Below are 24,828 nucleotides of genomic sequence, written 5' to 3' on the forward strand. Positions count from 1 at the left end.
ACACCTTATTAGCTGTCAGCCGGGCTGCCATCGCACCGACTGCAGGACCAAACCATGACCCTGCCCAATTTCCAGCAAGCCCTGCAACAGAGCTCGCAAGCCTTTGCCATCCTCGACCCCCTGGGCCGCATAGATTATGCCAATCCGGCATTCTGCCAGCTGTTTGGTCATGACAGTGCCGCCCTGGCAGGGCAATCCATCGACATCATCATTCCCGCAGAGGCGGCGGATAGACTGCACGATGGCGGCTTTGGCTGCAGGTCTGATGTGGTGTTGCCGTTTCAGGGCGAAGTGCGCCGCATCGCCAGCGATGGCCGCAGCATCATTGTCATGCTGCACGGCAATGCCCTGTACGACGCAGCCGGCACCGTGCAGGGCTTTGTGGTGTCCTACACCGACATTGCCGATCGCAAGGCCATGGAGCTGGCCTTGCAGCAGGCTAACGAACAGCTGTCGCTGGCACTGGACGCCTCGCGCCTGTCGCTGTGGGATATGGACATCCTGCAGGATCAGGTCAGTACCGATGCCCGCTGGGCGCGCATGCTGGGCTATCCGGAACAGGCGGCACGCTACCAGGCCAGCGCCATGTTCTCCGACGTGCATCCGGATGATTACCAAAAGGTGTACCAGGCCTGCATGGCCGTACTGCGCGGTAGCGACAGCCGCTTCCAGCAGGAATTCCGCTATCGCAACGCCAGTGGCGGCTGGACCTGGATACGCTGTACCGGCAAGGTGGTGGCACGCAATGCCCAGGGCCAGGCCCTGCGCGCCATCGGCACCACGCAGGACATTACCGAGCGCAAGCATAATGAAGAACTGATCATCAACGCCGCCCATCACGACTGGCTGACCGCCCTGCCCAACCGCTTTGCCCTCACCCGCCACCTGTCAGCCGCGCTGGCGCGCGCCCAGCGCAGCGATAAGCTGGTGGCGGTATGCATGATCGATCTGGACGACTTCAAGCCGGTCAACGACACCTGGGGCCATGAGGCGGGCGACCGCCTGCTCAAGGAGCTGGCGCATCGCCTGCAGACCTTGCTGCGCCAGACCGACTTTGTCGCCCGCCTGGGCGGCGATGAATTCGTGGTGATCATGGAAGACCTGCAGGAAGAAGCCGCCCTGCAGCAACTGGAATGCGCCTTGCAGCGGCTGCACCAGGCGGTGGAAGCGCCCTTTGTACTGGATGCCGACATCGAGGCCGAAGTGGGCATGACGGTGGGCATCGCGCTCTATCCGCATGACGGCATCGAGCCGGATGCCCTGATGCGCCAGGCCGATGCCGCCATGTACCAGGCCAAGCAGCACAAACCCACCCGCCAGCGCTGGTGGCGCATGGTGGCGGACGAGGCTGGCTATCACGCCGAGGAAAGCAGCCATTTCGAACTCTACGGAGCAGAAGCCAGCCAGCTGCTGCACAAATCCACCGGCCTGATCAGCCGCGCCACCGAGCTGTACATCAGCCGCTTTTACCAGCAGAACCGGCCGGCACACGAAGCACTGGCCATCCTCGCCAGCTTGCAGCCCGCCGAGCTGGAACAGCTGCAGCGCGCCCATCGCGACTTTCTGCTGCAGATATTGTCACCGGCGCAGCAGGCCGAACAGATCCGGCGCGACAGCCGGCATTTGGGCCGCATCCACAGCCTGGTCGGCGTCACCCCGGCCCTGCTGGTACAAAGCGTGGAGCTGTTCCGCAGCCATTTCAGCGAGCAGCTGAACACCACCCTGCTGCCGATACGCCAGCGTTACCGGCTGCTGGAAATCATCGACAGCCGGCTGCAGGAACAACTGCACGCCCAGCTGGAAGCGGCGGCAGAAGTACAAAGCGAGTATCTGGAAAGCCTGTCGCTGCCGATGCCACACCAGGGCACGCTGTGGACCGATGCCGTTGGCAGCGAACTGGAACAACTGGGCAGATTGCCCGGCGTGCAGGCGGTATTGCTGATGCGTCTGATGTCCGATGGCGTTTTCGTGCCGGAAAACAGCCGTGGCCCCTTGGGTCAGTTTGTGGCCGATCTATTACAGCAGCCGGGCTCGGAAGCCGTGGTCGATCCCAATTCGCCACGCGGCCAGGGGCTGAGCGCGGTCGCCTGGCGCAGTGGCCGCATCTGCAGCTCGGCCTCCTACGGTAATGACCCGCGCTACGCCAGCTGGCACCAGCAAGCCGGAGCAATGCGGATACGCTCCAGCATGAGCATTCCGGTGCGCAACCAGGACGGGCTGACCGTGGCCGTCGTCAGCCTGTTCGGTGCCTATCCCAACCAGTTTGAATCCGCCACCATGCAGCAGTTCGCCCTGGGCCTGCAGCACCGCTGGGAGCTGATTCTGGCGGCCTGCACCAAACCGGCGGCCGCCATCCAGCAAAACCTGGCCATCGCCCTGCGCGAACGGCTGTTCGCTGGTGGCCTCACCCTGTACCTGCAACCGTTGGTCGACCTCAAGCTGGGCAAGGTGGTGAAAGTCGAAGCGCTGGCCAGGCTGATCAGGGAAGACGGGCAGATTGTCAGCCCCGGCGTCTTCCTGCCGCTGCTGGGCGATGCCGACCTCGACCACCTGTTCCGGCTGGGGCTGGACAAGGCGCTGACCCAGCTGGCCGAACTGGATAGCCACGGCCTGGACATCGACGTCTCGCTGAACATCGCCCCCTGCACCCTGCAGGACGAAGACTGCCCGCGCTGGGTGGCCGAGGCCCTGGCGCGCCATGGCGTGGCCCCCGAACGGCTGAGCCTGGAGCTGCTGGAAACCGCCGACATCGCCCCGCACGAGCAGGACCGTGCCATCGAACGGCTGCGTCAGACCGGCGTCAAGCTGGTGATGGATGATCTGGGCTCCGGTTACAGCAGCCTGCAGCGGCTGAGCGCCCTGCCCTTTGACACGGTCAAGATCGACCAGAGCCTGACGCTGAACCTGCGCAAGACGCCGCTGACCAGCCTGGCGCTGATGCGCGCCATCCTGCAGCTGGGACAGGACCTGGAGCGGCAGGTGGTGGTGGAAGGGCTGGAAGATATCGGCATGCTGGAAGCCGCCTGCATCCTGGGTGCCACGCAGGGTCAGGGCTACAGCCTGGCCCGGCCGATGGCGCAAGCCAGCTTCATTCACTGGCAGTCGTCATTCCAGCTGCCCACGGCAAGCGGCCACATCAGCAGCTATCTGGGCGCACTGGCCCAGCACTGGCTATATGCCCAGCCCTCGCAGGCCGCCGCCCGGCCAGCCCTGGCCGACTGTCCGCTGCATCATTTCCTGCAACGCCAGCGTGATGCACCCGAGCAGGTAAGGCAGTGGCATGCCGCCTGCCATGATGCCAAGCATGCCGGGCTGGCCAGCCAGCAGCTCAGCCAGTGGCTGATCGCGCAAATGCAAGCCGAACAACTGCCTGCAGCCGGTTAAGTGCCATGTCGCCGCCCCGGCCGGGGCGACGGCAGCGGCCGGTTATTTGCCTGGCCGGCATGACAATCGCAAATAAAAAACCGGTATTTTCAAAAATAAAATGAAACTGCTTGCCACGCCGGCTGCTTATTCACGTCCGGCTCTTGCTTGATAATGGCCGGCATCAACACAGCCACACATGCCAAGCAAGGAGTCATCATGAATATTGCCGACCTGGCGCAGACCCGCTACACCACCAAGGCCTTCGATCCCAACCGCCAGCTCACCACGGAACAGGTCGCACAGATCGAAACCCTGCTGCGCTTCAGCCCCTCCTCCACCAATTCCCAGCCCTGGCACTTTTTCATCGCCGGCACCCCGGAAGGCAAGGCCCGCGTGGCCAAGGCCACCAGTGGCGCCTACGCCTTCAATGAAGCCAAGGTACTGAACGCCTCGCACGTGGTGGTACTGTGCAGCCGCGCCAGCATCGATGACGCCTATCTGGAGACACTGCTGCAACAGGAAGAGGCCGACGGCCGCTTTGCCAATGCTGAAGCCCGCGCCGGCCAGCACCGTGGCCGTTCGCACTTCGTCAACATGCACCGCTTCGAATTGCGCGATGCCCACCACTGGATGGAAAAGCAGGTTTACCTGGCAGCAGGCACCCTGCTGCTGGGCGCAGCCGCCCTGCAAATCGACGCCTGCCCGATCGAAGGCTTCGACCAGAAAGTACTGGATGAAGAACTGGGCCTGCGTGCCATGGGCTATACCAGCGCCGTCATCGTCGCCCTGGGCTATCGCAGCGACAGCGATTTCAATGCGCAGCTGCCCAAGTCACGCCTGCCGGCCGAACGCGTGATCAGCCGGATCTGAGCGGCCAGCTGCTGGCAGCGCACACGGCAGGGACAAGCCACCCAGCCGGAACCAGCGGGCCAGATTGTTGAAGTCGCGCTGTTCCAGCGGGCTCAGGTCGCGGTAGGCGGCTTGAGCCCGTTCTGCCAGCAGGCCATCGACACGGTGGCGGACGGGCGAACGCAGCAACACCATGAACGGTGCGACGGCGGTTTGATGGCAGTCCAGTTCCGCCCCGAGCAGCGCCGCGCCCTGGCGCAACTCGTCCACACTGAAGGCGGCGCGCATGGAGTTGAGAAAATCCTCGGTGAACTGCGCTGATTGCTGTGCAACCCGGTCGTAAGCAAAGAAATGCTGGGTGGCCGCCCGTTTGAGACGGCCAAAATCAGCCAGGTAGATCCCGCCATCCGGGCGCAGGATGCGCCGCACCTGCTGCATGGTCTGCGCCAATTGTCCGGTATCCGCCAGATGGTGCAGCGACATGGTGCACAGCACGCAATCCGCCACAGCACGGTCCACCCCAGCCAGCTGGCTGATATCGGCCTGCTGCAAACGGATATTGCGCAGGCCGGCGGCCGCGATATTCGCCTCGGCTTGCTGCAGCATGGGTAGCGAAGCATCGATGCCGACAAAGCTGGCCTCGGGATGCAGCGCCGCCATTTTCAGCAGCTGATTAGCCGGTCCGCAGGCCAGATCAAACACCACATCACCTGGCCGGATCAGCGGCAGCGCCATCACCGCATGAAACAGATACAGATAGTTCAGCATGCCGTCGGCCCGGCCGCTGTTCATGAATGAAGCCACCTGGCCGGACTCCACCATCAAGGCCTGTGGTTCCGGCTGGCGCGGCAGCTCTGCCGACGTCAGCCGCTCCAGCAGCAGGTGGGTAAGCATCAAGGGAAAGGACATGGCTCAGGATGATTTATCTGTCGGAAAAGCCACCGGCCACGAGCCGGGGCATGCCCTGCCATGGACGACAGCAGCCGGGCCAATGGCCTCAGCCCTGTCAGCCGAAGAACAGCCCCGCCGCATCAAGATGCCCGGCGCAGGCGTTGTAGCAGCAAAACCGGCAAACGCAGGGCAAAGCCGAACATCAGCCGGATATGCATCCAGGTCAGCAAGCGGTTGTCACGCCAGTAATTGAAGTGCGACACGCCGCCCTCCCCTGCCTGGAAATATTTCACCGGCGCAGGCAGATTCACTGGCTGCACACCGGCCCAGCACAGCCGCACCACGGCTTCGGGATCGAAATCGAAACGCCGCATCCAGTGCTGGCGCTGCATGATGCGGCGCAGCGGCTCCACCGGATAGACCCGGAAACCGAACAGTGAATCGCCAATCCCCATCCACAATGTTTCCAGATTGACCCACCAGTTGGATATCTTGCGCCCCTTTACCCGCAAACTGGGCGCACTGGCATCGAATACCGGCAGCCCCAGCACCATGGCCGCAGGCTGCTGCTGCGATGCCGCCATGAAGGCAGGAATCTGCTCCGCCGGGTGCTGGCCATCCGAGTCCATGCACAGCACATGGCTAAACCCCAGCCGGCTGGCCTCGTCCAGCCCGTGCAACACTGCCGCCCCCTTGCCGCTGTTATGCGGCAGGACCAAGACCTGCAGACCGTCATCCTGCGCGGCCATCTGCTGCAGGCCCGCGGTCGATCCATCATCACTGCCATCCACGATCACCCATACCGGAGACCATTGCTGGCGCGCCGCGCGCACGGTGGCGAATACCTTGGGGCCGGGGTTATAACTGGGGATCAGCACCACATGGGTGGTCGAAGAAATATGCATGGCGGACTATTCGGGCTGCTCATCGCCCGGACAACAGGGATGATGTTTGAATTGGGCAGGACCATAGCCGATTGCTACCGGCCAGGTCAACAATGCGCGGATGCTGTTACAAACGCAGCGCAGGATCAATCGAGCCATTTCGCAGACAGGATTCAAAATACTGCTGCAGCCGCCGCGCCGTTTCATCACGGCGACCATAAGCCTCGAATTGCTCACCGGGAACCGCGCGGTATATCAGTGGAAAGGCCGGTGGCTTCCATATTTTCCAGCCCTTGCTCAAATAGGCTGAATTGGTGCTAATCAGGACGGTCTGCAAAGGGGCGGCCGCTTTCTTGGCAATCACGGCCACGGCACCCCCGATATCATTAACCGGCTGGCGGGTTGTGCGTGTTCCTTCCGGGAATATCATCAACACGCCGCCTTGTTGAACGGTTTGAATTGCCTGACGAAACATCTGCTCCGGATAACGATTCGAAACATATCCCGCCAGATAAGCCCCACACCCCAGAAACAGATTGGAACTGATGCTGGCCTTCATCAGGCACACCGCATGCGGCACGCGCGACAGTACCAGGAAGGCATCAATCATGCTCGGATGATTCGGCACCAGCAGCATGCGTCCCTGTTGATTAAGCTGGTCCAGCGCCTGCAAATCCAGCTGCATCAGGCGGCAGGCTTGTGCCCCGGCCAGAAAACAGCGGCAAATGCGGCTGATCACCCATTGCACCAGCGGCTGGCGCCATTGTCCGGGTAGCAGCAACAATGGCAGGGCGCCAATATTACCCAATAGCAGCATGGAACCAAGCCAGGACAACATGAGATAAAAAAGTATTACCTGGCCCAGGCGTAAACAGCGGGACGACATGATTAAACTTTACTTTCGATTTGCAGTAACACACCGCCCGGATTGGTCATGGTGATAATACGGATTCATACTCTTGCCAGAATAATCAAGGCAATGGTATTAACATCGCCAGCGCCACCATGGATCAAGGGGGATTTGCCGCGAATAAGGCCGCAGCAAAGCCGCTGGCGCATGCAACCCGGATGCCATGATTTTACTATATAATCAGCCCCCTTTGGTGCACGCAACGCTCTGGACTGGATGCTTATGCTAGAAGAAATCATCAAGAACTATCTGATCAATACCAAGGCGAAAGATCCGGCTCTGTTTAATGATCCCGCCTTGCAAGTGTCGGCATTGGAGCTGGATTCGCTGGACATGGTGGAGATGTTGTTCGAAATCGAAGACCGCTGCGGCTTCCAGCTCCCCGATCCCAGCCGTTATCCGAAAATGGCTTTCCGGGAAATGCTGGACGATATCGAAAAGGCCATCCGTGAACACAATAATGGCGAGCTGCCAGCGTTCAGCCTAGAGGCGGGCAAGTAATTGGCCAAGGTCCTGATTACCGGCATGGGCGCCATCAGCCCGCTGGGTGCCGACCTGCCTGGCAGCTTCGCCCGGGCACTGGCTGGCGATTGCGCAATCGGCCCGGCGTCTGCCGGCATCGCCAAATGGCTGCCAGATGTACTGCTGGCAAGCGCCGCTGCCGAGCCGCACACCATGCTGGATGCCAAACATGCCTCGCTCGACCGCGCCAGCCAGTTTGCCCTGGTGGCAGCGGGCGAGGCGATGAACGCGGCTGGTATCACGCCACGACCAGCCGACGCCCGCCGCTTTGGCGTGTTTGTCGGTATCGGTTTTGGCGGAGCCCACACCGTGGATGGCTTGTACGAGCGCTTTCAGTCTGCGGTCCAAAGCGAGGGTAAGCGCAATCCGACCGTGGTCCATCCGCTATCGGTGCCACGCATGATGGCCAACGCCGCCGCAGCTGCCATTTCGATGACTTACGGCCTGAACGGGCCGAGCAATACCTATTCTGTCGCCTGTGCCTCGTCCGCCATCGCCATTGGTGAGGCTTTCCACGCCATCCGGGATGGCTATCTGGATGCCGCCATCGTGGTGGGGTGCGAAGCCATGCTGACGCCTGGCTCACTGCTGGCCTGGAATGCCTTGCGCGTGATGGCCAAGCCTGATGCGAACAACCCGGCGCGCAGCTGCCGCCCCTTCTCGCAGGATCGCAGTGGTTTCGTACTGGGCGAAGGTGGCGCTGCCATCGTGCTGGAAAGTGCCGAACGCGCCCATGCCCGGCAACAGCCGGCACTGGCCGAGCTGTGCGGTTATGGCCGTAGCAGCGACGCCGCCCACCTGACTGCGCCCTCCAGTGCGGAACAGGTCTTTGCCATGCAACAGGCACTGGCAGATGCCGGCTTGCAGCCGCAGCACATCCAGTACCTGAATGCCCACGGCACCGCCACCGAAGCCGGTGACGTGGTGGAAACAGAATCCATCCGCAGTGTGTTTGGCGATGCGCTGCAGCAACTGGCCATCAGCTCGACCAAGTCCATGCATGGTCACCTGATCGGAGCCAGCGGCATTCTGGAATTCGCTCTGGCGGTGATGGCGATGAACAGCGGTTCGCTGCCGCCCACCGCTACGCTGGAAACACCAGACCCGCGCTGCGACCTTGACTTCATCCCGCTACAGGCGCGGCATGGCTGTCAGGTCGATGCCATCATGTCCAACTCCTTTGCCTTCGGCGGCAGCAATGCCTCGCTGGTGGCTCGACGTCACCCGGCATGACCCAGGATTACCACTACCCGATGTTGCTGCAGCGCGACGATATCCAGCAGATATTGCCGCACCGCGGGGCCATTTTCGTGTGTGAGCAACTGTGTATCGAAGGGCCGCACCAGTTTCATGGCACAGCCTGCTGGCCAAGCGACAATGCGGTGATCCAGGGTCATTTTCCCGGGCTGCCCATCGTGCCGGGCGTGATGCTGATCGAATCGATGGCGCAGTTTGCCGGAGCCGGCCTGCTGGCCGGTGATCCTTACGTCAAGACTCTGCCGCAGGATTCAGTCGGGGTACTGGCGGCGGTGCGCAACTGCTGGTTTAAACAGCCCGTGCTGCCGGACTGCGCCGTGGAATTTTTCATCCAGTGCCGCCAGGTAGCCCCCTTGCTGGTGCAGGTGAATGCCCAGGTCAAGGTGGCGGATAGCGAAGTTGCCAAGCTGGAGATTGCGCTGGCTTATGCACCGCGCACGCAATTGCAGGATAACAGTCCGGCCTAGGCTCGCATGGCAGGCGCAAGGCGCTTGCCTGCCGCTGCTACAGCATGCCGCCGTTGATGGAAATGACCTGGCCGCTGATATAAGCCGCCTGTTCCGATGCCAGAAAGGCCACCAGGCTGGCCACTTCTTCCGGTTTACCTGTCCGCTTCATCGGCACCATCCGTGCCACCATGTCCTTGTCGAACACATCCTTGCTCATGGCCGACTCGATAATGCCCGGCGCCACCGCATTGACGGTAATGCCACGGCTGGCCAGCTCCAGCGCCAGCGACTTGGTCGCGCCGTGCAGCGCGCTCTTGGCCGCCGCATAGTTGGTCTGGCCGCGATTGCCGGCCAGCGCCGCCACCGAGGTGATATTGATGATGCGCCCCCAGCGGGTGCGGATCATCGGCATGGTCAAGGGCTGGGTGACATTGAAGAAACCATGCAGCGAGACATCGATCACCCTATGCCATTGCGCCGCCTGCATGCCGGGAAACACCGCGTCGTCGTGTATGCCGGCATTGTTGACCAGCACTTGCACCGGCCCTTGCGCAAGCAGCCCTTCCAGCGCGGCCAGACTGGCGGCAGCATCGGCCACATCGAACTGCACTGCCTCGGCGCTATGGCCCTCGGCCACTAGCGACTGGCACAGGCTTTGCGCCGCAGCCAGATTGCTGTTGGCGTGAATGATGACATGGAAGCCATCGCTGGCCAGACGCTGGCAGATGGCAGCACCAATGGCACCGCTACCGCCGGTAATAAGGGCTCGTTTCATGACAGGACTCAAGAAGAAGTAAGGCGGGGAGCCAGCGCGGCTGCATCCAGCACCACGCTGAGGCGACCGCTTGCCAGCACACTGCCGGCAGCTGCCAGTTCGAACTGATACATGGCGGTGATTGCATTGCCCGACAGGCGCTGCACGTGGATGGACAAGGCAGCATCCAGCGTGTCCAGCTGCTGGCAGTGCCAGCGCAGCTCGCGCACGCTGGCCAGATAGCCGGCACGGGCAGCTGCGGCATCGCCAGCCAGCAGCGCGCCATGCAAGGCCATGGCCTGGGCGGCATATTCGATGGCATTGGCAATGCCAAGCCGGCCAGCCGCCCGCAGGGGATTGCCTGCCAGCAGATGACTGCGGCTGAAGCAGACGATTTGCTCATTATCCCAGCGCTCCACCCCATCCAGCAGACACATGCTGCCCTGGTGCGGAATACGGGCCGCAATCGCCGCGCGGTCCATCATGCCGCCACCTCGATCGCCAGGCGGCAGTCATCCAGATAATCGATCACCACCCGTCCCGGCTGCCCACTGGCCAGCAGCTGCAACAGCGGCAGGCTGCGGGCGGATGGAATGCTCAGGCGCAATTGCTCCAGGCCGGCATCCTGCATGGTGGTCGCCGGCTCCTGGCTCAAGGCAAGCTGCAGCCTGGCCTTGCTGGCGGCACTGGCTTGCGGGCTGAGCACCATGCCCACACCCATCGGATAGGGAATCGGCCGTTGCGCATACAGCGGCTCGGGATAAGCGGTGTCAAAAGACACCAGCAAACAGGACTGGGCGCCGCTCAGTGCCTGGGTGGCGCACTCCAGCAAACCGGCGGCAAAAGTAGCGTCATAGGCGCACAGGCTGGTGGACGCTGCAGTACAGCCGGTGGCAATGCCCCAGTAACCAGCCGGCGCATTGTGTACCGAGTTGTGAAAACGGGTGGGCGAAATCAGCCGCTCATCCGAAGCCAGCACATCCAGCAGGCTGTGGCAGTTTTCACAATCCCCACCGGTAGAGCTGAAGATATTGGGCAGCTGAGCGGCATCGGCAGCCGCATCCGCCACCGCCGCCAGGCCTACCGCCATCGACAATTTGACCGCCGCCCCTACCCTGCGGCGTTCGGTCGCCGGCAAGGCCTGTGCCGGCGGCAACACCACCGCGGCCGCCATATGGGCTTGCTGCCCCAGCAGACAGGGCTGCGCCGCACTCCAGTCAGGCATGCCCGGACCAAGAACGCTCAGTCCCTGCAGATAAACCGTTACCGTACTCATGCATTCACCCGCGAAAATACCAGGCTGCAGTTACTGCCGCCAAAACCGAAAGAATTACTCAAGACATGCTGCAGAGGCTGTTCCCGCGTTTGCAGCAGGTAGTTGCACGGCAGCTGCGCATCCACTTGCCGGGTGCCGACACCGCCGGGCAGCAAGCCCTCGCGTAGCGCCAGCACGCTGAACACCGCCTCGATGCCACCGGCAGCACCCAGGGTATGGCCGGTATGGCCCTTGGTGGAGCTACAAGGCGTCTGCTGGCCGAACAGCGACAGCACCGCCGCTCCTTCCGCTGCGTCATTACTGGGCGTGGCCGTGCCGTGCAGATTGATATAACCGATATCGGCCGCTTGCAGTCCCGCCATGCGCAGGGCCTGCTCCATCGCGGCGCGGGCACCCAAGCCTTGCGGATGAGGCGAGGACATATGATAGGCATCACTGCTTTCGCCGATGCCGGTGCAGAGGATGTCGCCGGGCTGCGCCAGGTCGCCGCGTTCCAGCAAGGCATAGGCGGCGCCCTCGCCCACGGAGATGCCGTCACGCTCGCTGTCAAAAGGACGGCAAGGATTGGGCGACACCAGTTGCAACGAGGAAAATCCATAAATGGTGGTCAGGCACAGGGTATCCACACCACCGACGATGGCTGCATCGATCAGCCCGGCAGCCAGCATGCGCTGGGCGGTACCAAACACCTTGGCGCTGGAGGAACAGGCGGTGGATACCACACAGGCCGGGCCGCTCAGTGCGAAAAATTGCCGGACGAAGTCCGCCACGGAATAAGCATTATGCGTTTCGCGATAGCGATGCCCGGGCGGCAAGGCCCCCGTTTGCGCATCGCGCTGGCGGTAAGCCTGCTCCGAACTGAGAATGCCCGAGGTGCTGGAGCCCAGAAACACGCCAACACGACCGGCACCATGGCGCGCCACGGCCGCCTGCACGCTGGCAACAAAGCCATCCTGCTCCAGTGCCAGCTGCGCCAGGCGGTTGTTGCGGCAGTCGTAGCGTTGCAGCGCCGGCCGCAGCAGTACATCGTCCAGACCGGCCACTTCGCCGATGCAGACATCGAAATCCACCGTTTCCCAGCGTTTTTTCACGATGCCGCCGCGTTGCTGACGCAGGGCGGCAAGATGGGCATCCAACCCGCTGCCCAGGGCAGAGGTCAGGGTATAGGCACTAAGTCTGATTGCTTGCATAAACGACGGGACGAGTCAGCTTGGGTTAGCGAAAAGGCAGGCAGCAGCAACCGGTCAGTCCGGTTGGCATGCCTGAGGCAGTGTGACCGCCTGCAGCTTGCGTCTGGCCAGTTCCTCCAGCAAACGCGGCAGAACGGCCAGAATCAGCGGCGTGCCGTCCGCAGTGCGGGCGGCGTTGCCATCGTGCAGCAGCAGTATATCGCCTGCCGCCAGATTGCGAAGGAGCCTGGTGTAGACCAGCTCGGGATCGTGGACGCGCGTATCATAGCCACGCCGGGTCCAGCTCGCAAGAAACAAACCCTCACGCTGCAACACCGGCTCGAGCAAGGGATTGCGCAAGCCGGCAATCGGGCGGAAAAACCGCGTGGACTGGCCAGTAATGGCCTGCAAGGTGGCCCGGCCCTCTCCCACCTCGCGCCGCCATCCGGCCACACCAAACAGCGATGTCTGCTTGCGATGGCGCTGGCCGTGGTTCTCCACCGCATGGCCATCCAGCGCGGCCTGACGGCACAGCGCGGGATACTGCGCTGCCCGTTCGCCAATACAAAAGAAAGTGGCCTTCACCCCGTACTGGCGCAGGATGTCCAGCACCGCCGGCGTCACCGCCGGGTCCGGACCATCATCGATGGTAATGGCTACCTCGCCACGGCGGATGGAGGACGTCGGCAGCCGGCTCAGATTGGGCCCCAGCAAGCTGCAGCGCGGCAACAAGCCGGCCAGGGCAATAAGCCCGTGCAGCAACACCAGCAGCAGCAATAACACCAACCAGTGCTGCGGCATGACACACAGCGCCAGCAAGGCCACACCATGCAAGGCCAGGCAAAATTTCAGAAACGGGGAAAGCCGTGTCAGCATCATCTGTCCTCCATGGTGGCGGCTGGCTTGCCGGACAAAGGCCCGTGCAGCAGCCAGTGCTGCCACTGCGCGCGCCACACCGGCCAGCTATGGTCTCCTGCCGTGCGGCGGACCTGTGCCGGCAGCAGCAGGGTGGCCAGCATGTCCTGTCCGGCGGCAAAGCGATCCTCTGCGGCCAGGCTGAGCCATAGCGGGCAGCCAGCCCGCTCTCCCCGCTTAGCCAGCCAGTGCCACCAGCGGCGCTCATCCTGCAAGGAACAATCCGGATCAGCCGCCCAGCCCTCCGGGCCACCTGCCGCGCGGATTTCCTGCAGGATATCCGCCGTGCCGGGATAGGGTGCCAGCAGCTTGATGCCTGCCAGCTGCTCGCCATGCACCGCAGCGTAATGCAGGGCATTGAAGGCGCCCAGCGAAATCCCGGCCAGCCAGATGGCAGCATAGCCCTGCTGGCGCGCTGGCAGGATGACTTCCTGCTGCAGCGTGCTGGCTACCGTACCTGCCATCACCTGTTGATAACCTACATCGGCCAGCAAGATGTCCAGCGGCAGTCCCAGTTCGCGCACTGCGGCCACCATGCCCTGCGCCAGCATGTCTTCCAGGCTGGCTTTGGCTGGTGGCAACAGCACCAGCAGCGTGTCGGCGCGGTGGTCCGCGTGGTAGGCGTCAGCGAGGCAGCGCACGCGGACCTATCCTGGCCATCATGGCGGCGAACACCAGCGCCAACAGTGCGCCAATCGCCACCGTGCTGCCAATAAAGGACAACACCGGCACGCTGGAGCTGCCCAGCAAGCCAAAGCTGGTCACCGTAGCCAGATTGGCCACCACCAGTGATATCTCAACCTGCCGCTGCTCGGCATCACTGCCCAGTTGCTGCTTGTTGGCAAAGAACAATGCGTAGTTGGAGCCGATGGCCACCACCAGCAACAGGCCTACCAGATGCAGTATGGTCAGCTGGATGCCGCAAGCGTCCAGAATGGCCACCGTGCACAGCACGGCACAGCCCAGCGGAATGGTGACGCGCACCGCCTGCCGCCAGCCACAACTCACGCACAGCAGCAACAGGATGGCCAGGCTGCCCAGCGAAGAGAACAACAGCGCTTCGTGGGTGTAGCTATCGAAAATGGCGGTAGTTTCTTCCAGGAGATCAATCACCGTCACCTGGCCCAGCTGCTGTGCCGCCAGCGCTGCCCGGACCTTGTCCAGGGCAATGGTTTCACCGCTGGCTGGCTTCAGCGGCAGCAGCACCAGATAACTATCCGCCCGGCGGATCAGCATGGAGTCCAGCAATACGCTGGCCGCACTGCCCTGCAGGCTTTGCCGCTGCAATAGCGGCTGGCTGCGGGCACGCTCGAGATCGGCCAGGAAACCCGATAACTGATCAGCCTCAAGCGGCATGCCCTGCAAGGCCAGGCGCAGGCGTCGCTCGGCCTCGGCCGGCGCCGGCAGGCTGGCCTGCCGTGCCCGCTGCGTGGCGATGCTGGGCAACAGTTCGTCCGGGCTATGGAAGCCGCCGATGATGTTTTGCCGGCTTAGCTGCTGCAATACCGCACGGGTGCGTTCGGCCAGCTGCAGCGCAGTCTGCTGATCCGGTGCGCTGAAGCTGGCGACATAGCGCATGTCGTTGCCACCCAGATCACCACGCAGTTCGGCATCCAGCTTGTTTTGTGCGGCCGAGGTGGAGCTAAGCGCATTGAGCTGGCGGCTCCAGATATCCTGCTGATGCAAGACCAGCACCGCCACCGCGGCCAGCAAGGCCACGGCCATCAGCCAGCGCAGCCGGGTCAGGCCATCCAGAATCTTTTGCAACAGCAGGCCCGGACGCTGCAAGTCGCGCAGATTGAGCTGCTGCGGCATCAAACCGGGCAGGATGTAACGGGTAACCAGTGCCGCCGTCAGCAGGCCGCTGATGGAGTACAGGCCCAGCTGTGACAGGCCGGGGAAACTGGAGCACATCAAGGCGGCAAATCCGGTGGCCGAGGTCAGCACGCCCAGCCGCATGGTGCGCCAGAAGTGGGAAGGGTTCTTGCCACCGGCACGCTGGATGAACAGGTAGATCGAGTAGTCCACCGCCTCGCCGATCAGCGTGGTGCCAAAGCCCAGGGTGAGGCCATGCACATGACCAAAGCCCAGGCTGACGCTGGCAATCCCCACCAGCGCCCCGGACACCACCGGAATCAGCCCCAGCAGCAATAGCGGCAGCGAGCGATACACCAGCAGCAACAGCGCCACCACCAGCAGGCTGCCCATGATGGCCAGCCGCTCCACTTCGCTCTGGATGATGTTGCGCGAGGCCACCGAAATGACACTGGTGCCGCTCATCACCAGCCGGCTATCGGCATGGCGGCCGGGCAGGCTGGCAAAAGTCTGCTTCACTTCCTCCAGCGCAGCCGCCTGGGCGTCGGTATTCAGGCCGGATTCGCTCAGCTGCAGCAGCAACACCGCCCGCTTGCCATCACGCGACACCCAGATGTCGTCGCTGCTGGCCGGCTGGCTTTCGCCAATGAACTGATCGAGGATGTGCAGGGTTTCGCCCGTGGGATCGCGGGGCAGGATTTTCTTGACGATCAGCCCGGCATCGCCAGACATCGCATCCAGCGTGCCCTGAATGGCCTCGTGCAAACCGGGCGCGGTAAAGCGCTGCGGGGTGACGGCGGGGCTGAGCAGGTAGCGGTTGTCAAAGAAATAGCGTTGATCGCGCTGCTGGGTCTGGGCATCGCCGTTCTGTACCGAGGTAAAGCGCGGGTTATGTGCCAGCTTGCTTACCAGCAAACGGGACAGCCGGCCGCGTTCGGCCTCGTCCGCGCCTTCGATACCCACCAGCACGATGCGGGCGATGGCGCCATCGCGCAGCTGGTCGATCAGCATTTGCTGGCGCGCGCTGGGCAGCTTGGGCATGAAGGCGGACAGGTCGGCCACGAAACGGGTCTGGCTGATCACCAGCACCGAGCCCAGCATCAGCGCCAGCCACAAGCCCAGCGCCAGTTTATGGAGGCGAATCTTCATTATTTGGTGCTGGTACTGGTAATGGTCATTTCCGAGCGGTCACCATCAGCCTGCAGGAATTCGATGGTCCGCACCTGGGCGTGGCCACCGGCAATGCGGATCTGGCTGATCACCTTCTGCATGCGCGGCTGCAGCGGGGTCAGGTTGAGCTGCCACTGCTCGCTGCCGCCAGACAGCGCGGCGCTGTAATAGCGCTCCAGCGCACTGCGGTCGCCAGAGAGCGTGGCGCGCACGCTTTCGACAAAGGCCGACACTTCCGGGCGATCCGCCAGGTTAACGCTCATCTTGCGACCATCGCTGCGCTCCAGCGTCAGCTTGTTGCCTTCCAGCACCACCGCTTCCGGCTTGGGCTTGAGCGTGCGCTTTTCCAGGCGGTCGGGCGCGGTAAAGGCCAGCTCGCCCGAAGACTCCAGCGGCTGCTTCAGCATGGCGATGTACTTCTTTTCCACAAAGGTGGCCGTGCCGGCTTTTTTCTGGCCCAGTTGCTGCATCAGATCTGCCAGCGACCAATCCGCCGCCAGGCTGCAACTGGCAGCCAACAGCAACAGCAGTCCGCCCAGGGTCTTGCTCATGATGGTTACACGCATGGTCTGTCTAGCTTTCATCCCAAAAATCGTAAAAATTGAACCAGTTGAACGGGTAGGCGCGGCAATGCCGCTCCAGCGCCGCAACATACTTGTCCAGCAATGCCTCGCCCGCAGCTGCACGCTGTTGCCGCGTCACGCCGGAAAAATCCTCCAGCAGCTCGAAATGCACACGGTAGCGGTTGCCACCCAGATAGATGCCGGCCATGAAATACACCGGATGGCGCAACATCGCCGCCATGCGGAAAGGACCACTGGGGAAACGGGCCGGCGCACCCAGTAGCTGGCGGCTGAGATAGTGGTCGGGGCCGGCGGCGCGGTCAGCCAGAATGCCCACCAGCGCGCCGTCCTCCAGCCGCTGATGCACCTTGAGCATGGCGTCCATGGTGCCCAGCGCAATGATGTCTGGTGCGGCAGCCGGGTTGATGGCCTGCAGCGCCTGATTGATCTGCCGGGCGTTTTCCGGATACATCGCCATGCTCATCTGCAGCTCGGGCCGGCTGCGCGCCATGGCACGCAACACCTCGAAACTGCCCAGATGCGCGCCGAACAACAGCACGCCCTGCCCGCTATCGCAGTGATGATGCAGTGCATCCACCCCGGACAGATCGATCTGGAAGTCATCAAAACGGTCGCGCAGCAGATACACCCGGTCGTGGATGGTGCTGGCGAAACTCAGCACATGGTAGTAAATCTCGCGCCAGCGCGGTGGCCGCCCCAGGCTGCGCCGCAGGTAGCTGCGCGAAGCCTGCCGTGCCTTGCTGGCAAACAGCATGAAATAAAACGCAATGCCATACAACACCAGCCGCGAACTGCGCCGCCCCAAGAGGCAGGACAAAGTGGACATGATGCGCAGCCAGAAGCGGTTGCCACGCTCGCGCTGCCGCATCCACTGCGGACTGTCCGGCGATGGGGTGGCGGCGGAATCGCTCACGCCAGCGGCTCCGGCGTGATGATGAACTTGCCATCGGCCACTTTGCGTTCGCCATGCAAGATGGTGAACACCACCATGGCAGCGTCTTGCCGGTATGCGATGTGCAGCGCTTCACCCGGCGTCACCGGGCTATGGAACTTGGCCAGCGCCAGGCCGCAGAGCAGCACGCCGCAGGCTTGTTCGATCACCATTTGGGCCTGATCCAGCAACACCACCCCAGGCAGGATGGGGCGACCGGGAAAATGCCCGGCATAAGCCGGATGATCAGCGGGAATACTGAGCATGGCGTAGTCCATGACTAGCTCCGTCCGGGAAGATGTTGTGCCAGCAGCGCCTGCAGCGTGCGGGCCAGTATCTTGCCATTGCCATCACGCGGCAGCGCATCGACAAACACGATGTGGCGCGGCAGGAAGACCGAATCCACATGCAGCCGCAAACCGGCCAGGATGGTGGCGCGATCCAGTGCCGGGGCCACCACAAAGGCCACCAGCCGTTCGACCTCTTCCCCGTCCTGGCGTTCGGGCAGGCAGAACACACCATCGACCACGCCGGGCAGACCGGTCAGCGCGGCATTGAGAAAGGACAGCGAGCTGCGCTTGCCAGCCACATTGATCATATTGGCCTTGCGGTCCAGCAAGCGGAAGGTGCGGGCGTCATGCAGCTCGACCGTATCGTTAAGCATCTGCGGTGTTTCATAGACCTCCCCCACCGCCCATACCTCATCATCACGCTGCTCCAGCGTAATGCCTTGCAAGGTCTGCCAGTCGCTCTCCAGATCGGGCTGGCGGGTCGCCACCTGGCCGGTCTCGGTCGAGCCATAGATTTCCAGTATCGGGCAAGCCAGCTGGCGGCGGGCTTGGGCCGCCAGTTCGGTCGATAGCGGCGCGGTGGCCGACAGCACCACGGCGATGTCGGGCAGCACAATGCCGGCCTCCAGCAATTTGCGCAGATGAAACGGAGTAATCACCAACAGGCGCGGTGCAGGCAGCTCGGCCAGTGCGCTGGCGATATCGGCAGGGAAAAACGGAATACGCGTCGACATCCGTCCGCCAGCCAGAATGGGCAGCAATACACTGGATTCCAAGCCATACATATGCCGGATCGGCACCGTCCCCACCACCGAGCAGGCCGCGCCAGCCACGCCCCAGACTCGCTCGGCACCCGCCAGGATCGCCAGCTGCAAGCGGCCAAAGGTCTTGAAGTGCGGCATCGGCGCACCGGTGGAACCAGAGGTGTACATGCAGGCCACGCGCTGCTCAAAGGGGATGTGCGGCATGGCGGTGGCATCCATGGCGGGGTCAGCCGGCAAGGTGTCCACCCGGAAATACGGCAAGGTTTCCAGCGGGCTCTGCGCTTGATCACCCAGCACCAACAAGCCTGGCTGCACCGCCGCCACCGCAGCGATATGCTCTGGCGCGGCAGAGTTGGGCAGCACGGTCAGCATGCCACGGGCGATGGCGGCGAACAGTGTCACCGCAAACCAGTAGCGGTCGGTACACATATTCAGCACCCGCTCGCGCTCGGGCAGCGCGGCGGCCAGTGTCAGCACCTGACGGTAAAAGGCAGCCCGATCGATGCTGACGCCATTGTGGAAGGCAAACGGGGCGCTGCTATCGCTAGCGGGAAGAAGTGGTATCAGGGTCATGGGCAGATCAGTATGGACTGCGGCAACGTGGCTTTAGTCAGCGGCATTGCGGCACTGCGTGTATTTTCGGTAGGACTGGATGGTCTGGGCAATGCTGAAGGGCGGACCATCCGGCAATACCAGCTGACGCACCAGATACTCGCCACCAAACATCAGCCCCAGCGACACCGGCGTCAGCACGGCGGCAAACAGCGCCCAGTAGGCCTGTGGAGCCAGTGCGAACAAGGACAGCGACAACAGCGTCGATACCGCGAAATAGATGGTCCAGGCCAGGGTTACCTTCCAGGTGTAATGGAAGTAGCCCGCATCCAGCGGCACGGCAATGGCGATTTTGGCAATGCGCGAGCACAGGGCGGACTCATGCGAACCCAGCGTGCGGCCAAACATGATGCCCAGCGCAGTCATGATTCCCGCATGCTGCAACAGGTAGAACCAGGCGGCATGGGCCAGCAACTGCTGCAGATTCAGTGCAATTGCCAGCAGGCCGCCCAGACACAGCAGCATGGCAGGCAAACGAAAGGAGGAATTCCAGCTGGCGCCCAGCAAGGCCATGGTCAGCGGGGCCGCGCCCAACACCACGGCATAGGCTGGCGGATGGGGCGAAGAAGAAGCCAGATAATCCAGTACCACATACACCAGTGCGACGACAGCCAGCAAAACCAGGCGCAGTTTGCGCCACAGCCCGGTCATTTGCTGCGATGCTCGCGAATATAAGCCGCCAATTTGCGCAGCGAGGCAAAAATGGTGGAATTATCTTCGTTATCCGCCTTCATCTGTACGCCATATTGCTTCGACATGACCAGCGCTATTTCCAGGATGTCGATCGAATCAATACCCAATTCATCGCCATACAAAGGCGCGTCCGGAACAATATCGGCCGGGGCAATGTCAAGATTCAGCGCGGAAACAATCAAGCCGGCGATTTCGCTTTCCAGCGCCAGATCCGGCTCGTTATGTGCGGAGGGTTGTTGTTCCATGATTTGCAATAATAGTGTCAGGTTTGAGGAAATTGCCGGTAATCGCCAATGTCACACAGTTTCGGTATCATCGCCGCTCAAATTAAGCAGCACACGCGAGATGTTGATTGGCGCCGCACTTTCACAGGGGCGCAACAGGCATTACCAGCGGCAAAAATAATGAAGCGCGAGTATAACAATATGCCTGCCTGCTTGCCACACGACAAAAGCAGCTAATCCCAGCGATATCAAGGAGGTGTTTTGAACGAGGCCGCGACAAACAGCCGCAGCAAAGCCGGCATTCTGAATACGGTGCTGACCCGTTTCTGGTTCAAGATGTTCGGCACCATGGGTTTTACCCTGGTTTTTTTTGTCGCCTACGTTTATCTGCTGAGGCATCCGGCCTCGTCGGTGACCATTGTTCCGGCAACCAGACTCGATGCACTGCTCGGTTTTCAGCCCTGGGCCTTGCCGATCTATCTATCACTGTGGTGCTATGTTTCGCTGCCGCCGGTATTGATGAATTCGCGGCGGGAAATCGTGGCCTATGGCTGGCGTGTGGCACTGCCCTGCCTGCTGGGCTTGGCGGTTTTTTACTGCTGGCCCAATGCCATCGCCCCACCGGCCATCGACTGGACGCGCTACCCGGCCGTGGCTTTCCTGAAAAACGTCGACACCGCCGGCAATGCCTTTCCCTCGCTGCATGTTGCCACCGCCGTGTTCTCTGCCGTGTGGCTGCACTGGCGACTGCGTCTGCTGCAATGGCATTCCGCCTGGCGATGGTTCAACCTTGGCTGGTGCCTGGCCATTGCCTACTCCACCATGGCGGTCAAGCAGCATGTGGCACTCGACGTACTGGGCGGCACCCTGCTGGGCCTGGCTTCGGCCTGGGCCTGCGGGCTGCAAGCACATGCCAGCCGCCACTGGCAGACCGATCAGCCGTAGCCGTGGTGTGGTCGCACCGGCTAGGCAGCCCTCTTAAACACTTCCATCATTCCGCAGTTAGCACGATAAGCTTGCACCATGAGCCCAGACACCCATCTGCAGTTTTACTCTTCCGACTCGTCCTCCCCGCCGCCAGCTGCCGACCATGTGCTGGGTGGCAGCCTGCTTGGCCAGGGTGGCAGCAGCACCCAGCCCTGGCCGGTGCTGCAGGTATTGACGCCTCTGCTGGCCGACCCTGCCCAAGCGCTGCAGGAATACTGGCATAGCAATCAGCCCGTGCGCCACGGGCAGTTTCACGATGTCTGCTTTGGCAGCGATGGCCACTTGCTATACGGGGTGATCAGCCTGGATGAAGCGCTATTCGCGGACAATAGCGGCAGCGCCCTGCAGCATGCGGCGGAACAGGCTTACCGGCAGTTATTCTCCTTGCTGGAGGCCGAGGGCTGTCGCCACCTGTGGCGGGTGTGGAACTATATTCCACGCATCAATGCCGTGGAACAGGGCATGGAACGCTACCGGCAATTCAATATCGGCCGCCACCAGGCCTTTGCCGACTTTGACCGCCCGGTGGACAGCAGCCCGGCCGCCTGCGCCCTTGGCGTGGCCGAAGGCCCCTTGGTCATTGCCTTTCTGGCGGCACGGCAAGCAACACAAGCCATCGAAAACCCGCGCCAGGTCAGCGCCTTTGCCTACCCGCAGCAATATGGCCCCCGCAGCCCCACCTTCAGCCGCGCGGCACTGGCTAATAATGGCGACCGCAGCATCCTGTTCATTTCCGGCACGGCCAGCATTGTCGGCCATCGCACGGTGCACCCGGATGATGTCCTGGCCCAGACCCGCGAGACCATTGCCAATATCGCGCTGCTGCTGGAACAGGCCAATCACCAGCAGCAGGGTCAGCCCTATACGCTGGCAGCACTGGATTATCGCGTTTACATCCGTCACGCCGCAGACTACCCGGCCGTGCAACAGACACTGGCGCAACTGATCGGCCCCGCCATGCGCGTGGTATTCGTGCTGGCCGACATCTGCCGCGCCGACTTGCTGGTAGAGATAGAAGCCCAGGCTTTCGCCGCCCGCTAGCCAAGCACCGGATCAGCGCAGGCACGGCCAGCAGGAACAGTAAGAGACTAGCTGATCTCCCAGATGGGAGCCTGTGAGGCAGGGGGAATGATCCGGGCCGGATTGCCAATAGCCTGCATACCCGCAGGAACAGAACGAAAACAGGAGGCCCCCTGGGCAATCAGGGCAGCCTCGCCGATGGTGATCCCCTTGGCCAGCGCCGCATTGGCTTGCACTGTGACGGCATTTTCCAGAGTGACGTAGCCAGACACGAAAACCCCGGGGCAGAGCACGACATGGTCTCCGGTACACGAATCATGGCCCATCACTGTATGGTGCATGACAAAGTTGTGCTGGCCCACACGACAACGTGAACCTATCTGCACACCATGGCCAATGACACTGCCCGCCCCGATAGTGGCGGATGGTGACAATACCGCGCTAGGCAAAATCAGGGCTGGCGCCGGCTGCATGCCGGCGGACTGCAGTGCCTGCTCCAGCCGGGTTCGGTCTGCTGCATCGGCCAAAGCCAGTACATAGTGGGTAGCCACCTGGGCCAATGCTGACAAACTGGTATGAAGCGGCAGATCAATACGCGCCGCCGCAACAAATTGCGGATCGCAATACGCGGCGACAAAGCGCTCTCGACCAAACATTTCCAGCAATTCCAGCGCCAGTGCGCCGCTACCGATCAGCGCGATTTTCACTGAGCTGTTCACACCGACTCCCCGGCATGCTGCTGCCAGAAGGCCCACAGGGCATCACTCGCCGAAACATCACCCTGCAAACTCCGTGCATCAGGCTGCTGCGCCTGTTGCAACTGCTGGCGAACCTCGCTAGCAAATTTGCCGTCTTGCAATAATTTCATCGCCAGCTCGATGTACTCCTCGCGCGACCATGTACACAGGCCGGATACTCCACGGTCATGCAGCAACAGCCAGTCGGTCTGACCAGACAACCACGGGCTGCCCAATGCCACCACGGGTATGTGCAAGTCAAGCGCATCCGTCGTGGTATTGGCCCCGCCGTACGGGAAGCTTTGCAAGACCAGGTCACACTGCGCCAGTTCGTTCATGTATTGCTGGTGCCCCATGGAGGGCAGCACCTCGGCTCCGGGGAACCGGGATAACAGCCTCCGCATCAGCGACTGCAGCTCCACCCCATCCACATTCGGCATGAAACGCAGCCGGCAAGGCTGCTGATAACGCTGCAAGATTGTTTCCACCGTACTGAGGAAATCATCATTCAGCTTGATGGCCATGGCGTTGATCCCGATGCAGGGACAGGCTTGTCCTGCACGTGATGCCTGGACTTGCTCGGCGCCCGCTCCTGGCCGCGCTGGCCGCAAGCGATGGCGGTCATAACGGATGGCCAGGGGTAGTCCCGCCGGAGCCTGCAAGCCCTCGAACAGCAAGGTAGCATCAATCACCGGACTGCAACTGGAGGACGGACAACCGATGGAAGCGACTTGCAGGGGGGCCAGTCGCTGTTGCGACAGGGTAAAAGTGGCAAAAGACATGCCGATACCGGGATAGAAAATAATGTCGGGTGCCAAATCGCCAATTTGCCTGCACCAAGCCTGCACCGGGTCGTCACTACTGGCGAAGTAGATGATTTCGTCCGCCAGTTCCGACGCGGTTCCGGCATTGACCGAATGGTCGCTCAGCAAGACCACATGAAAATGTTTACGCAGATCTCGTATCGGTTCAGCAAAAAAGCGGAACAAGGCATGCCCATCACGCAAACCCTCGCCCACGACCAGCAACAAAGGACGTGGGCGCGGCGGTGGCACTGGGCACTGCGTCCACAAGCGATCATGCAGCGCAAGCACATGCCGGCTCTGTTCCACCAGTTTTTGCTTGGCCAGGTAGCGTTGCGGGCTGTCCAGATAGCTCAGGCGGAAGCAGGCTTGCTGCAGCGGATTCAGCACACTGAGTGGCAAGTCAGCCAAGGGCAAGTCCGGCAGGGCCTCGATCAGCCGGTTCACGGCCGCCCATGCCGACCGCTCTATGGTCTGCACATCCAGCGCCTGGATGACAAACAGCATGGCCAGTACCGGCTCCTGCCGGCCCCACTCCAGTAACGCTGCGGGTGAGAGCAGCGCTGCATCCGCCAGCAAAGCCAGCTTGTAACGACTGTTTTGTGTCAGGGATGCCAGGTCGCAGCCAGGCATAGGCAGTAATGCCTGCGATAGCAGGCTGGCCAAATCCAGTCCGCTTGCCTCGGCCAGACGTCGCAAACCACTGCGCGCCTGTAACAGCGCAACAGCCTGCTCCTCGCTATCCACTGTGGCCTGGGCGACCCAGCGGACCAGCAGACCAGCCAGCATGGCCTGCTGGTCTGCCGGTAATAACAAGGGTTGCCGCCCCCAAGCACACTGCAACAGGCCATGCAATACGGCCTGATGCAGGTGAACAGCATCATGCTGCACGTGGAGCAGATGCTGCAGGTCTTCGCCATTCATCGGCATTCTCCAAACTGACTCATAGTGCCGAT

General features: G+C 62.2%; 25 protein-coding genes. 7 read left to right on the top strand and 18 right to left on the bottom strand.

Features of this window, described 5'->3' with window-relative positions:
* Nucleotides 1-54: 54 nt before the first annotated feature.
* Nucleotides 55-3,384, top strand: coding sequence for an EAL domain-containing protein (locus EAY64_RS14015; protein ID WP_103525370.1), 3,330 nt, complete (start codon nucleotides 55-57; stop codon nucleotides 3,382-3,384).
* 198 nt (nucleotides 3,385-3,582) lie between these two features.
* Nucleotides 3,583-4,236 carry an oxygen-insensitive NAD(P)H nitroreductase gene (gene nfsB / locus EAY64_RS14020; protein WP_103525394.1) on the top strand — a complete coding sequence of 218 codons (654 nt, stop codon included), beginning with the start codon at nucleotides 3,583-3,585 and terminating at the stop codon, nucleotides 4,234-4,236.
* On the opposite strand, the gene EAY64_RS14025 is transcribed toward nfsB, so the two are convergent.
* The 3 genes from EAY64_RS14025 to EAY64_RS14035 all read right to left on the bottom strand — a co-directional run bounded on the left by EAY64_RS14025 (nucleotide 4,198) and on the right by EAY64_RS14035 (nucleotide 6,729).
* A complete protein-coding gene (locus EAY64_RS14025; RefSeq protein WP_103525371.1) occupies nucleotides 4,198-5,124 on the bottom strand; it encodes a class I SAM-dependent methyltransferase in 927 nt (308 codons plus the stop codon). The genes nfsB and EAY64_RS14025 overlap by 39 nt on opposite strands.
* Nucleotides 5,125-5,246: 122 nt before the next feature.
* Nucleotides 5,247-6,011, bottom strand: coding sequence for a glycosyltransferase family 2 protein (locus EAY64_RS14030; protein WP_103525372.1), 765 nt, complete (start codon nucleotides 6,009-6,011; stop codon nucleotides 5,247-5,249).
* Between the two features lie 106 nt (nucleotides 6,012-6,117).
* Entirely contained in the window at nucleotides 6,118-6,729 is a 612-nt protein-coding gene (locus tag EAY64_RS14035; protein ID WP_226034249.1) for a lysophospholipid acyltransferase family protein, read from the bottom strand.
* Between the two features lie 393 nt (nucleotides 6,730-7,122).
* On the opposite strand from EAY64_RS14035, the gene EAY64_RS14040 reads away from it, so the two are divergent.
* Genes EAY64_RS14040 through EAY64_RS14050 form a run of 3 tightly spaced genes read left to right on the top strand, consistent with a single transcriptional unit; the run spans nucleotide 7,123 to nucleotide 9,146 of the window.
* The gene (locus tag EAY64_RS14040) at nucleotides 7,123-7,401 is read left to right on the top strand and encodes an acyl carrier protein (RefSeq protein WP_103525374.1); all 279 of its coding nucleotides are present in this window, start codon (nucleotides 7,123-7,125) and stop codon (nucleotides 7,399-7,401) included.
* On the top strand, nucleotides 7,402-8,655 hold the full coding sequence (locus EAY64_RS14045; RefSeq protein WP_103525375.1) for a beta-ketoacyl-[acyl-carrier-protein] synthase family protein: 1,254 nt from the start codon (nucleotides 7,402-7,404) through the stop codon (nucleotides 8,653-8,655).
* A complete protein-coding gene (locus tag EAY64_RS14050) occupies nucleotides 8,652-9,146 on the top strand; it encodes a 3-hydroxyacyl-ACP dehydratase FabZ family protein (protein ID WP_103525376.1) in 495 nt (164 codons plus the stop codon). The genes EAY64_RS14045 and EAY64_RS14050 overlap by 4 nt, the downstream gene beginning before the upstream one ends.
* A gap of 37 nt (nucleotides 9,147-9,183) precedes the next feature.
* Here the strand turns inward: EAY64_RS14050 and fabG are convergent, their stop codons facing one another.
* The 13 genes from fabG to EAY64_RS14115 are packed head-to-tail and all read right to left on the bottom strand — an operon-like array spanning nucleotide 9,184 to nucleotide 20,346.
* Nucleotides 9,184-9,903, bottom strand: a complete 720-nt coding sequence (gene fabG, locus EAY64_RS14055; RefSeq protein WP_103525377.1) for a 3-oxoacyl-ACP reductase FabG — start codon at nucleotides 9,901-9,903, stop codon at nucleotides 9,184-9,186.
* Between the two features lie 8 nt (nucleotides 9,904-9,911).
* Nucleotides 9,912-10,367: a hotdog family protein gene (locus EAY64_RS14060; protein WP_103525378.1), complete on the bottom strand. Its 456-nt coding sequence runs from the start codon at nucleotides 10,365-10,367 to the stop codon at nucleotides 9,912-9,914.
* Nucleotides 10,364-11,158: a beta-ketoacyl synthase chain length factor gene (locus tag EAY64_RS14065; RefSeq protein ID WP_103525379.1), complete on the bottom strand. Its 795-nt coding sequence runs from the start codon at nucleotides 11,156-11,158 to the stop codon at nucleotides 10,364-10,366. The genes EAY64_RS14060 and EAY64_RS14065 overlap by 4 nt, the downstream gene beginning before the upstream one ends.
* A complete protein-coding gene (locus EAY64_RS14070) occupies nucleotides 11,155-12,348 on the bottom strand; it encodes a beta-ketoacyl-[acyl-carrier-protein] synthase family protein (RefSeq protein WP_103525380.1) in 1,194 nt (397 codons plus the stop codon). Before EAY64_RS14070 ends, EAY64_RS14065 begins: the two co-directional genes overlap by 4 nt.
* Nucleotides 12,349-12,402: 54 nt before the next feature.
* A complete protein-coding gene (locus EAY64_RS14075) occupies nucleotides 12,403-13,203 on the bottom strand; it encodes a polysaccharide deacetylase family protein (protein ID WP_226034248.1) in 801 nt (266 codons plus the stop codon).
* The gene (locus EAY64_RS14080; protein WP_103525382.1) at nucleotides 13,203-13,883 is read right to left on the bottom strand and encodes an alpha/beta hydrolase; all 681 of its coding nucleotides are present in this window, start codon (nucleotides 13,881-13,883) and stop codon (nucleotides 13,203-13,205) included. Before EAY64_RS14080 ends, EAY64_RS14075 begins: the two co-directional genes overlap by 1 nt.
* Complete coding sequence (locus EAY64_RS14085) at nucleotides 13,867-16,206, bottom strand: MMPL family transporter (RefSeq protein ID WP_103525383.1); 2,340 nt, start codon at nucleotides 16,204-16,206, stop codon at nucleotides 13,867-13,869. Before EAY64_RS14085 ends, EAY64_RS14080 begins: the two co-directional genes overlap by 17 nt.
* Nucleotides 16,206-16,793, bottom strand: coding sequence for a LolA-related protein (locus tag EAY64_RS14090; protein ID WP_103525384.1), 588 nt, complete (start codon nucleotides 16,791-16,793; stop codon nucleotides 16,206-16,208). The genes EAY64_RS14085 and EAY64_RS14090 overlap by 1 nt, the downstream gene beginning before the upstream one ends.
* A 7-nt stretch (nucleotides 16,794-16,800) precedes the next feature.
* Nucleotides 16,801-17,724, bottom strand: a complete 924-nt coding sequence (locus EAY64_RS14095; RefSeq protein WP_103525385.1) for a lysophospholipid acyltransferase family protein — start codon at nucleotides 17,722-17,724, stop codon at nucleotides 16,801-16,803.
* Entirely contained in the window at nucleotides 17,721-18,020 is a 300-nt protein-coding gene (locus EAY64_RS14100) for an ApeI family dehydratase (RefSeq protein WP_103525386.1), read from the bottom strand. Before EAY64_RS14100 ends, EAY64_RS14095 begins: the two co-directional genes overlap by 4 nt.
* A gap of 2 nt (nucleotides 18,021-18,022) precedes the next feature.
* Nucleotides 18,023-19,369: an AMP-binding protein gene (locus EAY64_RS14105; protein ID WP_103525387.1), complete on the bottom strand. Its 1,347-nt coding sequence runs from the start codon at nucleotides 19,367-19,369 to the stop codon at nucleotides 18,023-18,025.
* A gap of 33 nt (nucleotides 19,370-19,402) precedes the next feature.
* Nucleotides 19,403-20,059 carry a COG4648 family protein gene (locus EAY64_RS14110; RefSeq protein ID WP_103525388.1) on the bottom strand — a complete coding sequence of 219 codons (657 nt, stop codon included), beginning with the start codon at nucleotides 20,057-20,059 and terminating at the stop codon, nucleotides 19,403-19,405.
* A complete protein-coding gene (locus EAY64_RS14115) occupies nucleotides 20,056-20,346 on the bottom strand; it encodes a phosphopantetheine-binding protein (protein WP_103525389.1) in 291 nt (96 codons plus the stop codon). Before EAY64_RS14115 ends, EAY64_RS14110 begins: the two co-directional genes overlap by 4 nt.
* 240 nt (nucleotides 20,347-20,586) lie before the next feature.
* Between EAY64_RS14115 and EAY64_RS14120 the strand changes: the two genes are divergently transcribed.
* The gene (locus tag EAY64_RS14120; protein ID WP_226034247.1) at nucleotides 20,587-21,270 is read left to right on the top strand and encodes a phosphatase PAP2 family protein; all 684 of its coding nucleotides are present in this window, start codon (nucleotides 20,587-20,589) and stop codon (nucleotides 21,268-21,270) included.
* A 78-nt stretch (nucleotides 21,271-21,348) separates the two neighbouring features.
* Nucleotides 21,349-22,353 carry a chorismate transformation FkbO/Hyg5 family protein gene (locus tag EAY64_RS14125; RefSeq protein ID WP_226034246.1) on the top strand — a complete coding sequence of 335 codons (1,005 nt, stop codon included), beginning with the start codon at nucleotides 21,349-21,351 and terminating at the stop codon, nucleotides 22,351-22,353.
* Between the two features lie 47 nt (nucleotides 22,354-22,400).
* Here the strand turns inward: EAY64_RS14125 and EAY64_RS14130 are convergent, their stop codons facing one another.
* A complete protein-coding gene (locus EAY64_RS14130) occupies nucleotides 22,401-23,051 on the bottom strand; it encodes an LbetaH domain-containing protein (protein WP_103525390.1) in 651 nt (216 codons plus the stop codon).
* On the bottom strand, nucleotides 23,048-24,796 hold the full coding sequence (locus EAY64_RS14135; RefSeq protein WP_103525391.1) for a tetratricopeptide repeat protein: 1,749 nt from the start codon (nucleotides 24,794-24,796) through the stop codon (nucleotides 23,048-23,050). Before EAY64_RS14135 ends, EAY64_RS14130 begins: the two co-directional genes overlap by 4 nt.
* Between the last annotated feature and the right edge of the window lie 32 nt (nucleotides 24,797-24,828).

The organism is Aquitalea palustris (assembly GCF_003693445.1).
GTDB lineage: Bacteria > Pseudomonadota > Gammaproteobacteria > Burkholderiales > Chromobacteriaceae > Aquitalea > Aquitalea palustris.

Coding starts and splice junctions, on each gene's coding strand:
- EAY64_RS14090 (WP_103525384.1), bottom strand. CDS start 16,793: ATGCGTGTAACCATCATGAGCAAGACCCTGGGCGGACTGCTGTTGCTG.
- EAY64_RS14015 (WP_103525370.1), top strand. CDS start 55: ATGACCCTGCCCAATTTCCAGCAAGCCCTGCAACAGAGCTCGCAAGCC.
- nfsB (WP_103525394.1), top strand. CDS start 3,583: ATGAATATTGCCGACCTGGCGCAGACCCGCTACACCACCAAGGCCTTC.
- EAY64_RS14060 (WP_103525378.1), bottom strand. CDS start 10,367: ATGATGGACCGCGCGGCGATTGCGGCCCGTATTCCGCACCAGGGCAGC.
- EAY64_RS14070 (WP_103525380.1), bottom strand. CDS start 12,348: ATGCAAGCAATCAGACTTAGTGCCTATACCCTGACCTCTGCCCTGGGC.
- EAY64_RS14050 (WP_103525376.1), top strand. CDS start 8,652: ATGACCCAGGATTACCACTACCCGATGTTGCTGCAGCGCGACGATATC.
- EAY64_RS14085 (WP_103525383.1), bottom strand. CDS start 16,206: ATGAAGATTCGCCTCCATAAACTGGCGCTGGGCTTGTGGCTGGCGCTG.
- EAY64_RS14100 (WP_103525386.1), bottom strand. CDS start 18,020: ATGGACTACGCCATGCTCAGTATTCCCGCTGATCATCCGGCTTATGCC.
- EAY64_RS14135 (WP_103525391.1), bottom strand. CDS start 24,796: ATGAATGGCGAAGACCTGCAGCATCTGCTCCACGTGCAGCATGATGCT.
- EAY64_RS14065 (WP_103525379.1), bottom strand. CDS start 11,158: ATGAGTACGGTAACGGTTTATCTGCAGGGACTGAGCGTTCTTGGTCCG.
- EAY64_RS14075 (WP_226034248.1), bottom strand. CDS start 13,203: ATGCTGACACGGCTTTCCCCGTTTCTGAAATTTTGCCTGGCCTTGCAT.
- EAY64_RS14025 (WP_103525371.1), bottom strand. CDS start 5,124: ATGTCCTTTCCCTTGATGCTTACCCACCTGCTGCTGGAGCGGCTGACG.
- EAY64_RS14125 (WP_226034246.1), top strand. CDS start 21,349: ATGAGCCCAGACACCCATCTGCAGTTTTACTCTTCCGACTCGTCCTCC.
- EAY64_RS14030 (WP_103525372.1), bottom strand. CDS start 6,011: ATGCATATTTCTTCGACCACCCATGTGGTGCTGATCCCCAGTTATAAC.
- EAY64_RS14110 (WP_103525388.1), bottom strand. CDS start 20,059: ATGACCGGGCTGTGGCGCAAACTGCGCCTGGTTTTGCTGGCTGTCGTC.
- fabG (WP_103525377.1), bottom strand. CDS start 9,903: ATGAAACGAGCCCTTATTACCGGCGGTAGCGGTGCCATTGGTGCTGCC.
- EAY64_RS14105 (WP_103525387.1), bottom strand. CDS start 19,369: ATGACCCTGATACCACTTCTTCCCGCTAGCGATAGCAGCGCCCCGTTT.
- EAY64_RS14115 (WP_103525389.1), bottom strand. CDS start 20,346: ATGGAACAACAACCCTCCGCACATAACGAGCCGGATCTGGCGCTGGAA.
- EAY64_RS14040 (WP_103525374.1), top strand. CDS start 7,123: ATGCTAGAAGAAATCATCAAGAACTATCTGATCAATACCAAGGCGAAA.